This window comes from Streptomyces sp. bgisy159 (genome assembly GCF_965341775.1).
GTDB lineage: Bacteria > Actinomycetota > Actinomycetes > Streptomycetales > Streptomycetaceae > Streptomyces.
Genome location: NZ_CBDQZH010000076.1, coordinates 1 through 15,266, shown reverse-complemented (window position 1 = coordinate 15,266; position 15,266 = coordinate 1). Strand labels below are relative to the sequence as shown.

Here is a 15,266-nt window from a genome sequence, read left to right as displayed (position 1 = left end):
CAGGGCTTGGGCGAGTTCCGGGGTCGGGGGGTTGGTCGGGCCGTGACCGGTTGGGGTGCATAGCAGAGCAGACACGGGCTTCGTGATCATTGGGGTGTCGAAGCTCAACGATCATGAGGTGGCCCGTGCCTGCCGCTGTATCTTCTCTCATCCCGTCGGTGTTGGTGAGGCTGGGTCCGCTGGACATCGGTCAAGTCGCTGACCTGCGGACGTTCCTGAATCTGGTGCCCGACCCGCGTGCGAGGCGGGGTCGCTGGTACTCGCTGAGCGCGATCCTCCTCGTCTGCGCCTGCGCGGCGGTGTCGGGAGCCAGGAGCGTCGACGAGATCGCCGAGTGGGCGGCGCGGGCCTCGGACACCGTGCTGACGGCCATCGGGGTCCGACGACATCCGCTGCGGTGGCGTCGTACTCCCTCGCGGACCACGATCGGCCGTGTGCTGGCGGCCGTCGACGGTGACGCCCCTGGACCGGGCCGTCGGTGCCTACCTCGCCGGCCGGAACTTTGCGGGACCGACTTCGGAGCAACGGCAGGTGATCGCCGTCGACGGCAAGTCGCTGAGAGGATCGGCCCGCCTGTCCGCCGGCCGCAGGCACCTGCTCTCCGCCGTCACCCACAACCGGGCCCTGACCCTCGCCCAGACGGAGGTCGGAGCCAAGACGAACGAGACCGCGCACTTCCGACCCCTGCTCGAACCGCTGGACCTGGACGGAACGCTGATCACCTTCGACGCCCTGCACTCGGTCCAGGCGAACGTCACCTGGCTGGTCGAGACCAAGAACGCCCACTACATCGCCATGATCAAGCGCAACCAGCCGACCGCCTACCGGCAGCTCGCCACCCTGCCTTGGCCCGACATCGCCGTCCAGCACACCGCCTCCTCCACCGGACACGGCCGCCACGAATCCCGCTCCATCAGGACCTGCGGCATCGCCGACGAACTCGGCGGAATCGCCTTCCCTCACGCCCGCCTCGCCCTCCGCGTCCACCGACGCCGCCGGCAAACCGGCCGTCGCGAAACTCGCGAGACGGTCTACGCCGTCACCAGCCTCGACGCCCACCAGGCCACCCCGGCCGAACTCGCCGCCGCCGTCCGCGGCCACTGGAGCATCGAAGCCCTGCACCACATCAGAGACGTGACCTACGCCGAGGACGCCTCCACCCTCCACACCGGCACCGGACCCCGCGCCATGGCCACCTTCCGCAACCTCGCCATCGGCCTGCTCAAAACCCTTGGAGCCACCAACATCGCCAAAACCACCCGGGCAATCCGCGACCAGCCCGAACGAGCCCTCCCACTCCTGGGCATCACCAACAACCCCGACCCTCACGGAACTTGATCAAGCCCTGGCCGTAGGCGCCGTCGGAGTCGGTGTGGACGGCGCGGATCCGTTCGGCCAGGGCCCGGTCGGCGGCCTGCCGCGCTCTCCGTGCGGCGGCCCCGTCCCGCCACTTGTAGTAGCTGGACCGGTTCACGCCCAGCACCTGGCACAACCGCTTCACCTCGTAGGCGTCCCGGTGGTCGTGGACGAACTGGAAGCGGTTCACCAGTTCGTCTCGCCGGCGAAATACTTGGCCGCCTTGCGCAGGATGTCCCGCTCGGTGGTCAGCTTCCGCTCGCTGGCCTCCAACTCGGCCACCCGGGCCTGAAGCTGCCGGATGCGCTCGTCGGGGTCGGCGGACGGTGCCGGCTGTCCTGCCCGGGCCGGCGCAGCCCCACCCGACCGAGCCGGCGCGGGGGCGACGCCGCGACGTTCCCGGTCCCGCAGCACCCACTCACGCAGCGTCGCCCTGTTGATGCCCAGGTCAGCGGCGATGCTCTTGTAGGTCGCCCCGGGCGTGGACTCGTACAGGGCCACGGCATCGGCCTTGAACTCGTCCGAGTAGTCCTTCATCGTCATCGGCGGTGTTCTCGCTTCCTCCGGATCAAGCAGATCCAGTATCAGCGTGTCCACCACTCAGGGGGAGACCCCGTTCAGGCAGCCGGTGAACCCGAGGGCCTTGATCTCTTCGAAGAGGCGCTGGACGGGCACGGCGGGATCCTCGGCACGGCGTTTGCGCAGGTGCTCGCGGTAGGGGTGGACGAGGCCGGCGCGGTATTTGGGGACGCGGAGCATGCGCTCGGGCCGGTCGGCGCGGGCGCCTTCTCGAGCATGCCGTGGACCTGATGCCAGCGCTCCAGGGTTGTCTGCGCGCGGGGCCCGTCGTAGATGGGCGCGGCGGACGGCCTCGGCGTAGGTCGCTGAGCCGTCACGGCACACGATCTCGATGCCCGGATGTTCGCGTAGCCACGCCTCCAGCGTGTCGGCGGTGCGGTCGGGCAGCACGTCGATCCGCTCGTGGGTCTCGGTATCGACGATCACGGTGGCGTAGCGGTGCCGCCGGCGCAGAGCGAAGTCGTCGACGCCGATCGCACGGGGCGTCCGCCCGTTGGGCAGCGGGATGCGTAGCAGGGTGCGCAGGGCCGTGTGACGTGACAGGCCCACCGCGGGTATCGCCAGCAGACGCGATCCAGCCCGGCCCGCTAACTCTGCGGCCACGGCCTTGACCTGCCTGGTCAGGCGGGTGGTGCGGCGCTGGTATCGGTCCAGGACTCCGGGCATCTGCTCACGGAAGGTCTGTCGGCAGCCTCGTGTGGGGCACACCAGACGCCGCACCCGCACACGGACCACCACCCGGCGGTCGTCTACCGGCACGTCGGCGACTGTCCGCCAGTGGTAGCCGTGCACCCGCCCCGTCGATGCCCCGCACACCGGACACGGCGCCATGTCCTGCGGCGTTCGCGCCCGCACCACGAGCCGCTCACCCTCGTCGGCCACATCCTCGACGACCAGCGGGAACAGACCCGCACAAGCTTGTTGACGTCCTTCACACGAAGTTCAACGACCCTCACAACTCTCCGTCACCACCGAATGTGAGACAGGGCCGTTCGATTGACAGACCCGGGCGGGAGCCTCTTCCGGCCTGGCACGTGCCAGGCCGGAAGAGGCTCCCGTCCTGCCAAGTGCGGTCAGGGCCGGACGATGGTCACGGGGTTGTGGATGTCGCCGACGTTGAAGTTGATCAGTCCGCCGCAGACGAGCACGCACGACCAGGGTGACGGCTCGGGCGGGGCGGGTGCCTGCGCAACTTGCACGACGGTGGTGTTGCTGGAGGCGTCGCAGTTCCCGTTGCCGCTGTAGGCGGCGGTGATCGTGTGGGTGCCGGTCGAGGCGAAAGTGGCGGTGTAGTCGGCTTGTCCGGTCGCGGTGACGGGCACTGTGGTGAGTAGTACGTCGCCGTCGAAGAAAGTCATGCCGAGACCGCCGCTCGGGTCCATCTCGCAGGTGACGGCTGCTTGCAGCTGAACCGGTGTTCCGGGGGTGGTGGATGCCGGGGTCGCGGTGACGGTGGTGGTCGAGGTGGCGGCCGCAGCGGGTGAGGCCAGCCCGAGCACGACTGCCGCCGCGGTGGCGATGACCAGCTTCCCTCTGCTTCGCCCGTGTCCATGTCGCACCGGTTTGACTCCTTGCCTTGTCCGACGGGCCGGCAAGCCCGTATGCGTGGCACGCTTTTGGCTAGGTCGATGTACCCCCGCCCGAAGCGGGTGTCCCAAGGTCAACCCGAGTGGGCCAAATCGTGTGTGCGAACCGGGTGGGTCTGAGCTCCCCCTTGCCGGCACCGGCAGGGTGTTGCGGCCTTCAGAGCCCCGGCGGCGCCAGGCGTGTGTAGGTCAGGCTGTTGCTCGTTCCGCCCGCCGTGGTCACGGTGACCGGTACCGGCCCCGCCGCCCCGGCCGGCACCGTGGCGGTGGCCTGGGTGTCCGAGACGACTGTGAACCCTGCGGCCACACCACTGAACTTCACCGCCGAGGCGGTGGAGAGATGCAGGCCGGTCAGGGTGACCGTCGCGGCGTGGGTGGGCCCATTGTCGGGCACCAGCTCGGTCAAAGAGGGAGCGGCGACGTAGGAGAACGGGACGGGGTTGCTGGTCCCGCCCGGCGTGGTGACCGTGATCTCGCTGGTGCCTGCCCCCGCAGGTGCCGTGGCCGTGATCTTGTTCGCGGAGTCCACGGTGAAGGAAGCCGCGTTCGTGGTGCCGAACCGTACTGCGCCGGCGTTCAGCAGGTCTCTACCGAGCAGTGTCACCACTGTGCCCCCGGATGCCGGGCCCAGTCCGGGATCGCCGGAGGTGAGCACGGGCGGGGCGGCATAGAAGAAGTACCCGTGCGGGGAGAGGGCACTGGTGCCGCCGGGTGTCGTGACCGTCACCGCCGTCGCACCCGGGGCTCCGGCGGGGGTGACGGCGGTGATCTGCGTGGCCGAGTTGACGGTGTAGGAGGCGGCGTTCGTGCCGCCGAAGCGCACGGCGGTCGTGCCGGTGAAGCCGTTGCCGGTGATCGTGACCGACGTGCCGCCCGACGTCGGTCCGTCACTGGGCGACACCGTGCCGACTACCGGGACTGCGGCTGCCACATAGGTGAAGGTCACCGCATTGCTGGTGCCGGTCGGGCTGACCACCGTCACCGGTACGGATCCCGCGCTGCCGGCGGGGGTGACGGCGGTGATCTGCGTGGCCGAGTTGACGGTGTAGGAGGCGGCGTTCGTGCCGCCGAAGCGGACGGCGGTCGCCCCGATCAACCCGCTGCCGATGAGGGTGACGGGGGTACCACCGGTCGTGGGGCCCTGAGAGGGGCTCACCACACTGATGGCTGGAGGCATGGAAACGCTCCTAGACAGGGGAAGGGCCTGGAGGGCACCACCGTGGCCCGATCAAGGTGACGCCGTTCCAGCGGGCGCCGAGTCCGACCGGTGCACCGGTGCCCCGAGGGAAGAACGGGATACCGCGGGCGCCGCCGCCCGCTGTGTCCGGGCGGCGGCTGTTGCCGGCGGTCAGATCCCGGGGCCGGCGACGTAGGTGAAGGCACCGACGGCGGTGTCCGAACCGGCCGGGTTGGTGACGGTGACGTCGACCAGGCCGGCGGCGCCGGGCGGAGTGACCACCGACAGTGTGGTCGTGTTCACCACGGAGAACGGCGCCGGAGCGCCGTCGAAGGTGACCGAGTCGGTGCTGTCGAGGTTCGTCCCGGTGATCGTCACCGCGGTGCCACCGGACGTGGGCCCGGTGGCCGGGGCGAGACTGGTGACGCCCGGGAGGTCGACGTAGGTGTAGGACAGGCCGTTGTTGGTGCCCCCGGCGGTGGTCACACTCACTCCCACCGGGCCGGCCGCTGCCCCCGCCGGCACGGTCACACTGAGCTGAGTGTCGGAGATGACCGTCGGCGTCGCGGTCAACCCACCGAAGGACACACTGGTCGCCGTGGACAGTCCCACCCCGTTCAGGGTGATCGAGTTGCCGCCGACCAGTGGCCCGGACGTGGCCCCCAGGGAGGACTTGAACGGTGCGCCGACGTAGAAGAACGGCACAGGGTTGCTGGTCCCGCCCGGCGTGGTCACGGTCACTCCGACCGTGCCCGTCCCGGACGGTGCCACCGCCGTGACCGTGTTGGCGTCGACGTTGGTGACGCTCGTGGCCGGCTTGGTGCCGAAGGTCACCCCACTGGTGCCTGACAGGTTGGTGCCGGTGATGGTGACGAGCGTGCCGCCACCGGTGGAACCCTGATTCGGAGAGATGGGCATGAGGAAGCTCCTCGCTGATGCAGCAGGGACAGGGACGTACGAGCCGTCGGGCCCTCCGGCCACCAGGGCAGCTCTGCGGAAGGCCGTGCGGTGACATCCGGCGCGACCGTGGGAAGTCCCCCGGAGGAGGAAGGCGACTGGGGTCGTCCTGTGGAGCCCGCGAGGATTCCCTTGGGGACAGGCAAGGAGAAACCGGCAGACGCCGCCATTACCACGATTCCCCGGATACGGGATGGGCGGCCCACCGGTTCGTGCATCTAACTAGACCTGAACGGCCTACATGTGACAAGACATCAACCCGAGCATCACTCGAACGGCTCAGCGCACAACAGCAACGCGCCTCCGAAACACGCTCCCGCGTGCACGACCACTTCAGCCGTGCCCATCCACGCCCTGGCACATCGGCCTCGTTGCGGCGCGTAGTCCGCATGACCAGACGGGTCCCCGAACCGGAGGCCGGGGCCGGGTGGCGACCGGGAGCGGACCGTCCGGGAGGTGAGAGGCGGCCGGACCCGATGCCTCCACCGGATCCGCGTCTCCCCGCCCCGGTGTCCAGCCGGCCGGCGCGGGCACCACCCGCACCTCATGGCTGATTCTCATTTCGAGACCTCGGCTTCGGCCGTGACGCAGCAGTCCTGCCGGGTGCACGTGTGTGCGCAGTCCCCACAAGGCTACGGGCACACCGATGGCAACCAGGGCGGCAGCCGTGCAGAGACCGGCCTGATAGCCCATGAGGAAGGCATGCCCGGATCCGGCGCCCGTGGAGGAGACCGAACGCTGCACGGACGTCACGATCAGACCGACCACGGCGATGCCGAACACGCCCGATGCTTCGTGTGTGGCACTGAACAGTCCTGCCGCGATGCCGGAGAGCCGGTCGGGGGCGGACTCCAGAGCGCGTGTGGTCAGCGGGACCGCCAGGCCCGAGCCGACCCCGATCGCCGCCAGTCCCGGCAGGAGGTCGACCGTCTCGCCTCGCCTGCTCCCCAGCGCCACCAGCAGCAGGCCCAGCGCCACCAGGAACATTCCCGCCGCGGCCACCCTTGCGTCTCCCAGCCGACGCGCCAGTGCCCCGTGACAAAGGGAGCGGTGGCAAGGAGGGCCGCGGCCACCGGCGTGAACATGAGTCCGGCAGAGGTGGGGCTCAGGCGGAGAAAATTCTGCAGAAAGAGAGTGGTGAAGAAATAGACCCCGCTGACGCCGAGCCCCCGCAGGAGCTGCGTGATCAGTCCGCACGCGAAAGCTCGCCTTCCGAAGAGGGTGGAGAGAATCCCTCGGCCATGAGGCGACGATCTCGCTGCGAGTACGATCAGGGAGAGAGCGGAAACGGCAGCGACAACCATGATGCGAGGGTCTACGAAACCGTCCTGAGGGCCCTCGATGAGGCAGTACGCAAGCCCGCCGATGAAAATGCATGCCAGAGCAACCGCGCTCAGGGGTGCGGTGGGTGCGTCACTTTCCTGCGGTGCAGGACGGGGCGTCGGGCAGGGCACAAATGCGGCACAGGACAGGAGGCGGACCACCCCGACGGGGACGTTGATCACGAACAGCCAATTCCATCCCAGGTGCTCGGTGATCACTCCGGAAAGGACGGGGCCGCAGGCCAAGGCGGTGGCCAGTGCGACCGTGAGAGTGGTGGAGCCGGGATTCCTGGAACGGGGCGGAAGGTCGTGGGCAAGAACTGCCAGAGCTGCAGGAAGGACCAGGGCGGCGCCCACCCCTGCAGGCCCCGGCCCGCGATCAACATCGCCGCTTGCGTCGATACACCGCACAGGATCGACGCCAGTGTGAAGATCACGACACCGAGAAGGAGGGTGAGGCGCCGGCCCTTGCTCTCCGCCAGTTGACCGCCGAAAAGAAGAAAACTGGCATGGATAAGCGGGTAGATCGCGGCCACCCATTTCAATCCCGCTTCGTCGAGCGCGAGTTCAGTCTGAATCTGGGGCAGGGCCACGTTGACGACGGTGCCGTCCAAGGCCGTCATGAAGGAAGGATAACGGCCATCAGAATGCCAAGGATTCGCAGACGGCTCATCAACCAGCCCCATGGGTCGGCCCGGTACCAATGACGTGAACCACGTAAGGTGTCAATCCCCTCGCAGCGTGGAGACGATCTATGCGGCCAGTCCCTCGGCGAGGGTGGCTCGGTAGTCACGTTCGTAGTCGATCGGGCTCTTGAACCCGCACATGCTGTGCAGCCGCCTGGCGTTGTAGAAGTCGGTGATCCAGGTGGCGATCCTGATCCGGGCCTCGGCGCGGGTGCGGAAGGCATGCCGGTGGACGTACTCGACCTTCAGCACGCTGTTGAACGCCTCGCTCACGGCGTTGTCGAACCATGACCCGACCCGGCCCATGGACTGGGTCACGCCGAGTTTGCGGCACGCCCGCCGAAAGCGCCGAGACGTGTACTCGCTGCCCCTGTCCGTGTGCATGATCACGCCGCGTACGTCGCCGCCGCGGGTGGCCGCGGCCATGTTCAGGGACGCGACGACCAGGTCGGCGTCGTGACGCTCGGCCATCGCGTAGCCGAGCAGGCGGCGGGAGAACAGGTCGATGACCGTCGCCAAGTACAGCTTGCCCTCGCCGGTTTCGATCTCTGTGAGATCGCCGCACCAGACGAGGTCGGGCTCCTCGGCGGTGAAGTCCCGGCGCACGAAGTCCGCGGCGGCCGGCCGCTTGCCCGGCCTGGTCAGCGACCGGCGCCGCCGGATCTTCCGTCCGGCCAGCCCGAGCTCGGCCATGACCTTGGCGACCGTGTTCACCGACACCCGCCAGCCGCGCCGGACCAGCTCGATGAACACCTTCGGCGAGCCGTAGGTGCCCCCGGACCGCTGGAAGATCTCCTCGATCTCCTCCGCCAGGTGCTGCCGGCGCGCCTCCCGCGCGGTCGGTTCACGATCGCGCCACTTGTAGAACCAGGACTCGGACACGCCCAGTGCCCGGCAGCCGATGCGCTGCGGAATCTTCTGTTCGGCCTTGCAGCTGCTGATCACCCTGACCGCCACGGCCGGGTCCGCCTCAGCTACTTCACCCACAAGGCCACGAATCGCTTGCACACATCACGCTCCATCTCCAGCTCACGGATGCGCTTGTCCTTCTCCCGGGCCTCGGCCCGCAGCCGCTCCAACTCGGCCCGCTCACCCTCCCGTAAGCGGCCACCCGAGCCTGCCCCCGCCGACGTCTGGACGGGCGTGCCCGACGACGGCGAGCCGTTGCGCTTGGTCCGCGACACCCAGCTGTGCAGCGTCCCCGGATGCACACCGAGCTCCTCGGCCACCTCCGGGATCGGCTTCCCGGTCTCCGTCACGATCCGTACCGCCCCCCTCGCGGAACTCCGCGTTGTAGATGTGCTTCCTGGATCCCACGACCCTCAACTATCCCTCCGGTCACGGTCTCCACGCTACGAGGGGAGGTTCAGTTCGACGTTGTTCCCGCCGCGGGGAGTGCGAGCGTCCTCCTGGCGGATTCCTGGTGCACTTGCACGGGAGTCGCACGGATGTATCGCACGAGAGGGGGCGCGTGCCTGCACACAAAGGTGCGGTGCGGGCCCGGGGGCGCTGGAAGAGCTCTCCGCGCGCCTGCCATTCGAGTGACGTTCGGTCAGTTCCCTTGCCCCCGCTCACCCGTAATGGGTCACTGAAGGCACCGGTAGGCAGCCCATCCCATCCGGGCTGTGTGCATCACCAGATGCGCGCAGACCTCTCTGATGCGTGTTCCGCAGTACATGTGGCTGCCTCGCCACCCGTTCAAAGCCACACGGTCGCCCGACGGCGCATCTCAAGCCGTCGGATGTCGACCACGGATCGTCGGGCTTCTCACCGGCACTGTGGGCGCGCGCTTCCCTCTCCCGGACTGCCCTCTGCCCCGCCGGCTCCTCCGTGCTCCTTCGGGGGCGGAGTCAGCCAGGGCGGCCCCGTGAAGGGGCGTGGCGGATCCGCCTGAGCAACAACCACCCGTTCCAGGAGGACACTCATGTCTCAAACGACCCTGCTCCCCGTCCTGACCCAGCCGACGCTGATCGGCGCGGTTCCCGGCTTCGGGCCGAGCACCGGCGGGAACGTCGTCCTGCTCATCGGCACCAACCTGGGCGGCGCGACCTCGGTGACCTTCGGGGGAACGCCCGCGACCGTCGTCTCCCAGGACCCCTTCGGGTTCCTGATCACCGTGGTCGCGCCGCCGCATGCCGTCGGTGAGGTGCCCGTGGTGGTGACCACCCCGGCGGGCGCCAGTTCGCCGGCGAACTACACCTACTACGGGCCCGTCCCCTCTCCGCCGAGTGTTCTCCTCCTCACTCCGGCGACCGGTCCCACCACCGGAGGCACCCCCTTCACGATCGTCGGTGCCAATCTCAGTGGCGCGAGCGTTACGTTCGGTGGTGTACCCGCCGTCGCCGTGAACGATGTCGGGGGCGTGATCCTCACCGGTGTCACTCCTGCCGGAGCGGCGGGCAACGTGGCGGTCGTCGTGACGACCCCGGCGGGCAGCGCGACCGTGGCAGGCGGCTACACCTACGTCGCGCCCGCTCTTCCCACCGTGGTGTCGATCTCCCCGGTCTCCGGCCCCGTCGCCGGTGGCACGCCGATCGTCATCATCGGCACCAACCTCACCGGGGCGAGCGTGACCATCGGAGGTGCTTCGGTGACCGGTGTGGTGGTCGACCCCACCGGCACGGTGCTGCTTGGCATCGCCCCGCCGGGAACGGCCGGGAACGCGGCCGTCGTCGTGACGACCCCGGCGGGCAGCGCGACCGTGGCAGGCGGCTACACCTACGTCTGACCGATGCGTGTGTGGGCCGGACGGCGGTCGCCGTCCGGCCCGCACACGCATCGGTCAGGCGATCGGCCCGCCAGGCCGCGCGGTTTCAGCGGCGGTTGTGACCTGGCATACCGGGGCCGGCGTGCCGGGCAGCGGTTGCGACTTTGTGACGCCGGACCAGGAGGTGGACGCATGTGAGAGCCGCCACCGGTGGCAGGGCGGTCGTGGTGACGCCGGGCAGTGGGGTGTCTGAGCCGCGATCCGTTTCCGAACGTCATCGTTTAGTTCGGGTGGGTGGGTATGAACTCCGGTCGGCAGTGGGAGAGATGGGCGTGGCTGGTCCGCTCCTCCGGGTCGTGGAGGTGGCTGGTTGTCGGCGTACTCCTGGCTGTACTCCACCGAGTACGGAGATATGCACCGGTAATGAGGCCGTGAGGCCGTCGTCACCCGGGCATGGCGATGGCAGGGCTATGAACCTCCCGGACGACTGCGGTGCCGGCAACGGTTTGGTCCTCGTGCATGGTGATCCGCTGGTCGGGCTGGACGTGCACCCACTGGGAGGGTGTGAGGGGCACGAGTCGAACCGTGGCGCGTCCGCCGGGCTCCAGAGAGGGCATGTCCTCAACCCAGAGAGAGGCGATGCTCACCGCATGTCCACCGGTGGGCGAAAGGTGTCCGATGTCCCACATGGGCCGTAGAACCCCGGCGCCAGAGACTGCCGTCGTGCGTCGCGCCTCGGCGGCAGGACGGAGCGTCAGATCCGCCCGGATCACGCCGTGACGAATCTCGGAACACCGCCGATGGCACCAAGCTGCGCTCCGCTCAAGCCGGAGCTGATCAGCCGCGTCGGCGAGCTTCGCCCAGAATGCGAGAGGGAGTGGGCGAGCGCCCCCGAGTTCCTCCAGCAGATTCAGGGCGATCTCCCACTCGTCGTGGACGAGGTAGTCCCAGATGTCCCGCACCGTGACGTCGTTCTCGGTAGCGGTCTCTTCCGGGACCAGCAGAGAAGCTGATTCGAGCAGCTCAGGGACGACCATGCGCTCATTGTCGAGTACGTCGCTATCAGGCTGCGCTTTCCTGGTCCCGCTCGATGGCGGCGAGCCGGTACTTGAGCCGGCAGCTGGGGCGGTTGATGGAGATCGCGTCGCAGTGGTGGAGGAGCCGGTCGAGGATCGCGGTGGCCGGTACTTCGTCGCCGAAGACCCCACTGGCTGACGGTCTGTTCGAGGTGAGAATGATCGAGCCCCTCTCGAAACGCTTGGAGATCACCTGGAACACCAGGGTGACCTCGTCCCGCTCCAGTGGCTGGTAGCCGACCTCGTCGACGACGAGAACGCCGGGACGCAGGCAGGAGCCGAGTTTGCTGATCAGGCGCCCGGCCGCCTCGGCGGCTTCGAGATTTGCGGACCATGTCGTCGAGGCCGGTGAAGTAGTGCACGCTCCAGGCCGTACTTCGGTGCCTACCGGGCCGCCGGTCGAGCACGCACAGGGCTGCTGTCAGCCGGGGCCTGTAGACCAGCGCCGGCTTTTGGGGGGCGAGTTTCTTCGCCGTGGGGACGGCCGGCGTCCTCAAACGGATCGGAGGTGATCATTCCGCTCAGGACGCTGGGCACGACCAGCAGTGCTGTGCAGGTGACGGCAAAGGCGATGCCGGGGAGCAGTGCCGGCAATCGGGAGGAGCCGAAGGAGGGGTGCGGGTGCGGCGGCGGGCTGACCTTGACGGGCGCGGGTGGGATGTCCACGGGCGGGGTGGGCCGTTGCTGGTCCTCCAGGCCGGTCTGCTGAAGGAGTTGGGCCGCTCGGAGGCGAACTGCCGGCGGGGCATGGCGCCTGGGGACGACCGCGTGTCCGGGACGGGCACGGGCGTGTCGCCCCAGGAGCAGGGCCGGCCGTCGCCGGAGGGGCGGTGCATGTCCGCGTACGGCGCCGGCGGGAGAGGTTTCGGGGCGGGGTAGCTCCCCAGAAGTGCTCGGGGGTGCAGGCGTGTCGTCTCGATGGTCTGGCGAGTATGCACGAGCCGACGCGGTAACGCGGTTTGAGTCTGGGTGTTCGGCGTGGAGTCCGGGTTGGGCGCAGGCCGTCGACCGGCGCACGGGAAGGCCGGGGATCGACGGCGGTGTCATCGCGTCCGGGTGTGCAGGGGACCGTGTCCGGGTGGTGCATTCGCGTCGGTGCGAACGAGCGGGGGCGGGGAAGGAGACGAGGCCGGATGGGTGAGGACAGCGAATCGGTCGTCTCACAGCCGGTCTTGCTGCATTGCAGCTTCACCGATCTCCCTGCTGCGAGGTCTGGGGGCCGCGGCGGTGGAAGCGGTCCGGTGGCAGCCGGCCCTGCCGATCGCGCGGAGGACGGGCGGGAAGGTGCACGGCCCCGGCCCACGGGGTTCGGCGGTGGCGTCACCTGTACGAGCCTGTCCAGGACCTGGCAGGCGCGGGCAGCGCGCGTCCTCGGCCTTGAGCGAACGGCCGATGTGCCGGGCGGCCCGGGCGTGGGCGGTCTTTGTAAACGAGTGCGCGCAAGCGCTGGGCGAGAGCAGGAACGGAGAGGTGGCGGGCGGGCAGCGGCTCAGGGCCCGCGCCCAGGCTGTGCACGCGGCCGGCCCAGTAGGCCTGGTCACCGAAGAACGGACAGACCGGGAACGGCACTGCGGCCCGCAGTGCCGAAGCGGTGGTGCCCGCACCGCCGTGGTGGACGACTGCGGCCATTTTGGAGAACAGCCAGTCGTGAAGTGTGCCACCGGCCACCAGCATGTCCTTCTCACTGGTGGCAGGGTCCCCGGCCAGGACGCCCCGGAGTCCCACTTGCCGTAGTGCCGTTCGTACGAGGTGCTCGGTGGCCCGTGGGTCTTGGGTCCTCATGCTGCCGAACCCGACGTACACGGGTGGGGGACCCTCGTCCAGGAAGGAGAGCAGCCGTCGCGGCGGCTGCCACTGCGGCTGCTCGTGGTGCCAGAAACCGGTCATGTGGACGTTCGGCCCCCAGTCGGTCGGTCGTGGCACGACCGTGGCGCTGAACGCGCACAGGACCGGGGCCCTACGGATTCGGCGAACGGGATCGGTCAGGGGCAGGGCCGGGAGGCCGGGGCTCTTGCTGCGCCAGGGGTTGATGAATCGACGGCACACCAGCCAGGACCCCAGGTCGACGGCGCCGAAGCTGAGCCGGTTGCCGAGGGAGCCCAGGAAGCGAGCAGCCGGAGCAAGCGGGTGCGGAAATTCCCTCGTGGGGTGGCTCGGCTGAAAGCGGATGACCGCGTGCGGGACACGCAGGTACTGGCTCAGGTGAACGCCGATGAAGCTGAAGGCGGGAGCCAGGATTAGATCGGCTCCTTCGGCACCCGCTCGGGCTGCCGCGAGGATCGGGCCGATCCGGGGTTCCAGGACTCTGTTGATGTTGCGGATGACCGCACAGGGATTGGTGGGGCCTGCAAGGAGCTCCTGGCCCTCCGCCGACTGGATGATCTCGAAAGGGTCGGCAGGCAGGGGGGGAACTCCAGCCCGGCGCCCTCGACGAGGTCCTCGTAGCGGGACGGCCGCCCCGCGGGAGGCGGACACAGGGGCGCGGCGATGCGGGGTGGACAGCCAAGGCTGCGGGCCAGGTGAGCGTGTCCGGGTCCCTCAGCGTTCTGGGACTTCGTGGAACGTGTCAGGTTGCGGCGCTGCCGTCGAAGTCGTGTGTCACGGCGTACGCCGGGCACCTGCCGAACCTCGAAGGCGACCGGCGCGAAACCGGTGTCTTCGTCAGTCGGGGGGCGGCAGTCAAGGGCCCCTCTCTCACGCACTCCTGAAGCGGAATCACAATGACCAGTGCATATCGTGACCAATGGTGTGTCTGGGTGCCAGGAGACGCACCGCGGGGCAAGGGGTCGGTGCGTTGCTCCGATGCTGCCGGGGCCGGCCTCGGGCCGGTGCCGGCGGGCACCGCGCGCACGAGTTCCTGCACGGCCGGCCTCGCGAACCCGTGCGGCCACGACGCCGACTCCCCCACATCAAAGTGCTGCCGGGGGCCGGCCTCGGGTTTCCTCCGCGACGTGCGGCGGGCCCGCTTCACCGCCCCCGGGCAGGCCCGGGCGCACGGCGAGGGTGCCGTTTCGGGGCCGCCGGTCCCGTCCGCCCACCGGGCCGCGGGCGGTCGACTCCGCTCCCGCACGTATCCGCGTCCCCGGCCGACAGTCCGTGGCCGTCCTCGAGAACCGGCGTCCGCTGCGGCAGGTGCGGTGCGGCACCACCCGCGTCACCGCACTCCTTCAGGCCGCCGTCCGCCTCCGCATGACCGGCTCAACCGGGGTCGAGAAGACTCAGGATCCGGCAAGGAAGGGAACATCCGCCCCGAAACCCACGTGACCCGGGACTCGAAAGCCACAATGCCGGCCCCAGAAAAAGGACCGCCGTGCAGCACCTCGACCCCGTGATTATGGACCGAAAGCGTGCCGCCCAACCGCCCAGCCGGTGCCATTCGACATGGCACCGGCTGGGGGATCCACTCCCACTTCGGGGGTGCCCATCGCGACATCAGACTGGACACTGTGCTGCCCTGCGCGCAAGGCAGACAGCGGCCATACCGGACATCGCGCCCCCCGAGAGGGATGGGCACCCACCGGTTGGATACGTACAGTGACCCAGGGTGCGGAGTATGCCGCAAGGGGGTCTGTTCATGAGTCACCCGATCGGCGGGGCGCACCAAAGGGGCGCATGCACGGCACGACTCGGGTCGTCTGGCCGAAAACTCTTGCCCAGGCCTCGCCCGGGAAGCAGTGCGAGTGCACCCGGCCGTTCAATTCGCGTCCTGCGTACACACAACCACACGGCAGACGCGGTGATGCAACGATTCCGCAGACCGCTGTTCACGGTGCATGTTCCAGCCACACGGCGACAGCCCGACCGCCCGACCATCTCCACC

At 69.1% G+C, this 15,266-nt stretch carries 11 protein-coding genes and 4 pseudogenes; 3 read left to right on the top strand and 12 right to left on the bottom strand.

All coding sequences use genetic code 11. The features are described 5' to 3' along the window. Window positions 1–113 precede the first annotated feature (113 nt). A pseudogene (locus ACSLTV_RS35120) lies at window positions 114–398 on the top strand (transposase family protein); the annotation flags it as partial. Between the two features lie 133 nt (window positions 399–531). Next, window positions 532–1,338, top strand: coding sequence for an ISAs1 family transposase (locus ACSLTV_RS35115; RefSeq protein ID WP_435613623.1), 807 nt, complete (start codon window positions 532–534; stop codon window positions 1,336–1,338). Here the strand turns inward: ACSLTV_RS35115 and ACSLTV_RS35110 are convergent. The 9 genes and pseudogenes from ACSLTV_RS35110 to ACSLTV_RS35070 form a co-directional block, all read right to left on the bottom strand. Then, on the bottom strand, window positions 1,307–1,546 hold the full coding sequence (locus ACSLTV_RS35110; protein ID WP_435613622.1) for a transposase: 240 nt from the start codon (window positions 1,544–1,546) through the stop codon (window positions 1,307–1,309). The two genes, ACSLTV_RS35115 and ACSLTV_RS35110, sit on opposite strands and share 32 nt — an antisense overlap. Next, on the bottom strand, window positions 1,543–1,899 hold the full coding sequence (locus tag ACSLTV_RS35105) for a transposase (protein WP_432159200.1): 357 nt from the start codon (window positions 1,897–1,899) through the stop codon (window positions 1,543–1,545). The genes ACSLTV_RS35110 and ACSLTV_RS35105 overlap by 4 nt, the downstream gene beginning before the upstream one ends. Before the next feature lie 72 nt (window positions 1,900–1,971). Next, window positions 1,972–2,841 (bottom strand): annotated as a pseudogene (locus tag ACSLTV_RS35100) (ISL3 family transposase); the annotation flags it as partial. A 167-nt stretch (window positions 2,842–3,008) separates the two neighbouring features. Continuing rightward, complete coding sequence (locus ACSLTV_RS35095) at window positions 3,009–3,494, bottom strand: Ig-like domain-containing protein (RefSeq protein WP_435613621.1); 486 nt, start codon at window positions 3,492–3,494, stop codon at window positions 3,009–3,011. Window positions 3,495–3,678: 184 nt separating this feature from the next. Then, on the bottom strand, window positions 3,679–4,698 hold the full coding sequence (locus ACSLTV_RS35090) for an IPT/TIG domain-containing protein (protein WP_432139784.1): 1,020 nt from the start codon (window positions 4,696–4,698) through the stop codon (window positions 3,679–3,681). A gap of 171 nt (window positions 4,699–4,869) precedes the next feature. Continuing rightward, the gene (locus ACSLTV_RS35085) at window positions 4,870–5,616 is read right to left on the bottom strand and encodes an IPT/TIG domain-containing protein (protein WP_432139783.1); all 747 of its coding nucleotides are present in this window, start codon (window positions 5,614–5,616) and stop codon (window positions 4,870–4,872) included. A 905-nt stretch (window positions 5,617–6,521) separates the two neighbouring features. Next, window positions 6,522–7,600: pseudogene (locus ACSLTV_RS35080) on the bottom strand (MFS transporter). Between the two features lie 129 nt (window positions 7,601–7,729). Further along, window positions 7,730–8,650: an IS3 family transposase gene (locus tag ACSLTV_RS35075; protein ID WP_435613620.1), complete on the bottom strand. Its 921-nt coding sequence runs from the start codon at window positions 8,648–8,650 to the stop codon at window positions 7,730–7,732. After that, the gene (locus tag ACSLTV_RS35070; RefSeq protein WP_432159132.1) at window positions 8,638–8,922 is read right to left on the bottom strand and encodes a transposase; all 285 of its coding nucleotides are present in this window, start codon (window positions 8,920–8,922) and stop codon (window positions 8,638–8,640) included. Before ACSLTV_RS35070 ends, ACSLTV_RS35075 begins: the two co-directional genes overlap by 13 nt. A 665-nt stretch (window positions 8,923–9,587) precedes the next feature. On the opposite strand from ACSLTV_RS35070, the gene ACSLTV_RS35065 reads away from it, so the two are divergent. Continuing rightward, window positions 9,588–10,391, top strand: coding sequence for an IPT/TIG domain-containing protein (locus ACSLTV_RS35065; protein ID WP_435613619.1), 804 nt, complete (start codon window positions 9,588–9,590; stop codon window positions 10,389–10,391). A gap of 422 nt (window positions 10,392–10,813) precedes the next feature. Here the strand turns inward: ACSLTV_RS35065 and ACSLTV_RS35060 are convergent, their stop codons facing one another. From ACSLTV_RS35060 to ACSLTV_RS35050, 3 genes and pseudogenes are all read right to left on the bottom strand, one after another. Continuing rightward, window positions 10,814–11,407, bottom strand: a complete 594-nt coding sequence (locus ACSLTV_RS35060) for a hypothetical protein (RefSeq protein ID WP_432140118.1) — start codon at window positions 11,405–11,407, stop codon at window positions 10,814–10,816. 25 nt (window positions 11,408–11,432) lie between these two features. Then, window positions 11,433–11,895: pseudogene (locus tag ACSLTV_RS35055) on the bottom strand (ATP-binding protein); the annotation flags it as partial. Between the two features lie 871 nt (window positions 11,896–12,766). Then, the gene (locus ACSLTV_RS35050) at window positions 12,767–13,075 is read right to left on the bottom strand and encodes a glycosyltransferase (RefSeq protein WP_432140119.1); all 309 of its coding nucleotides are present in this window, start codon (window positions 13,073–13,075) and stop codon (window positions 12,767–12,769) included. Window positions 13,076–15,266: the final 2,191 nt, after the last annotated feature.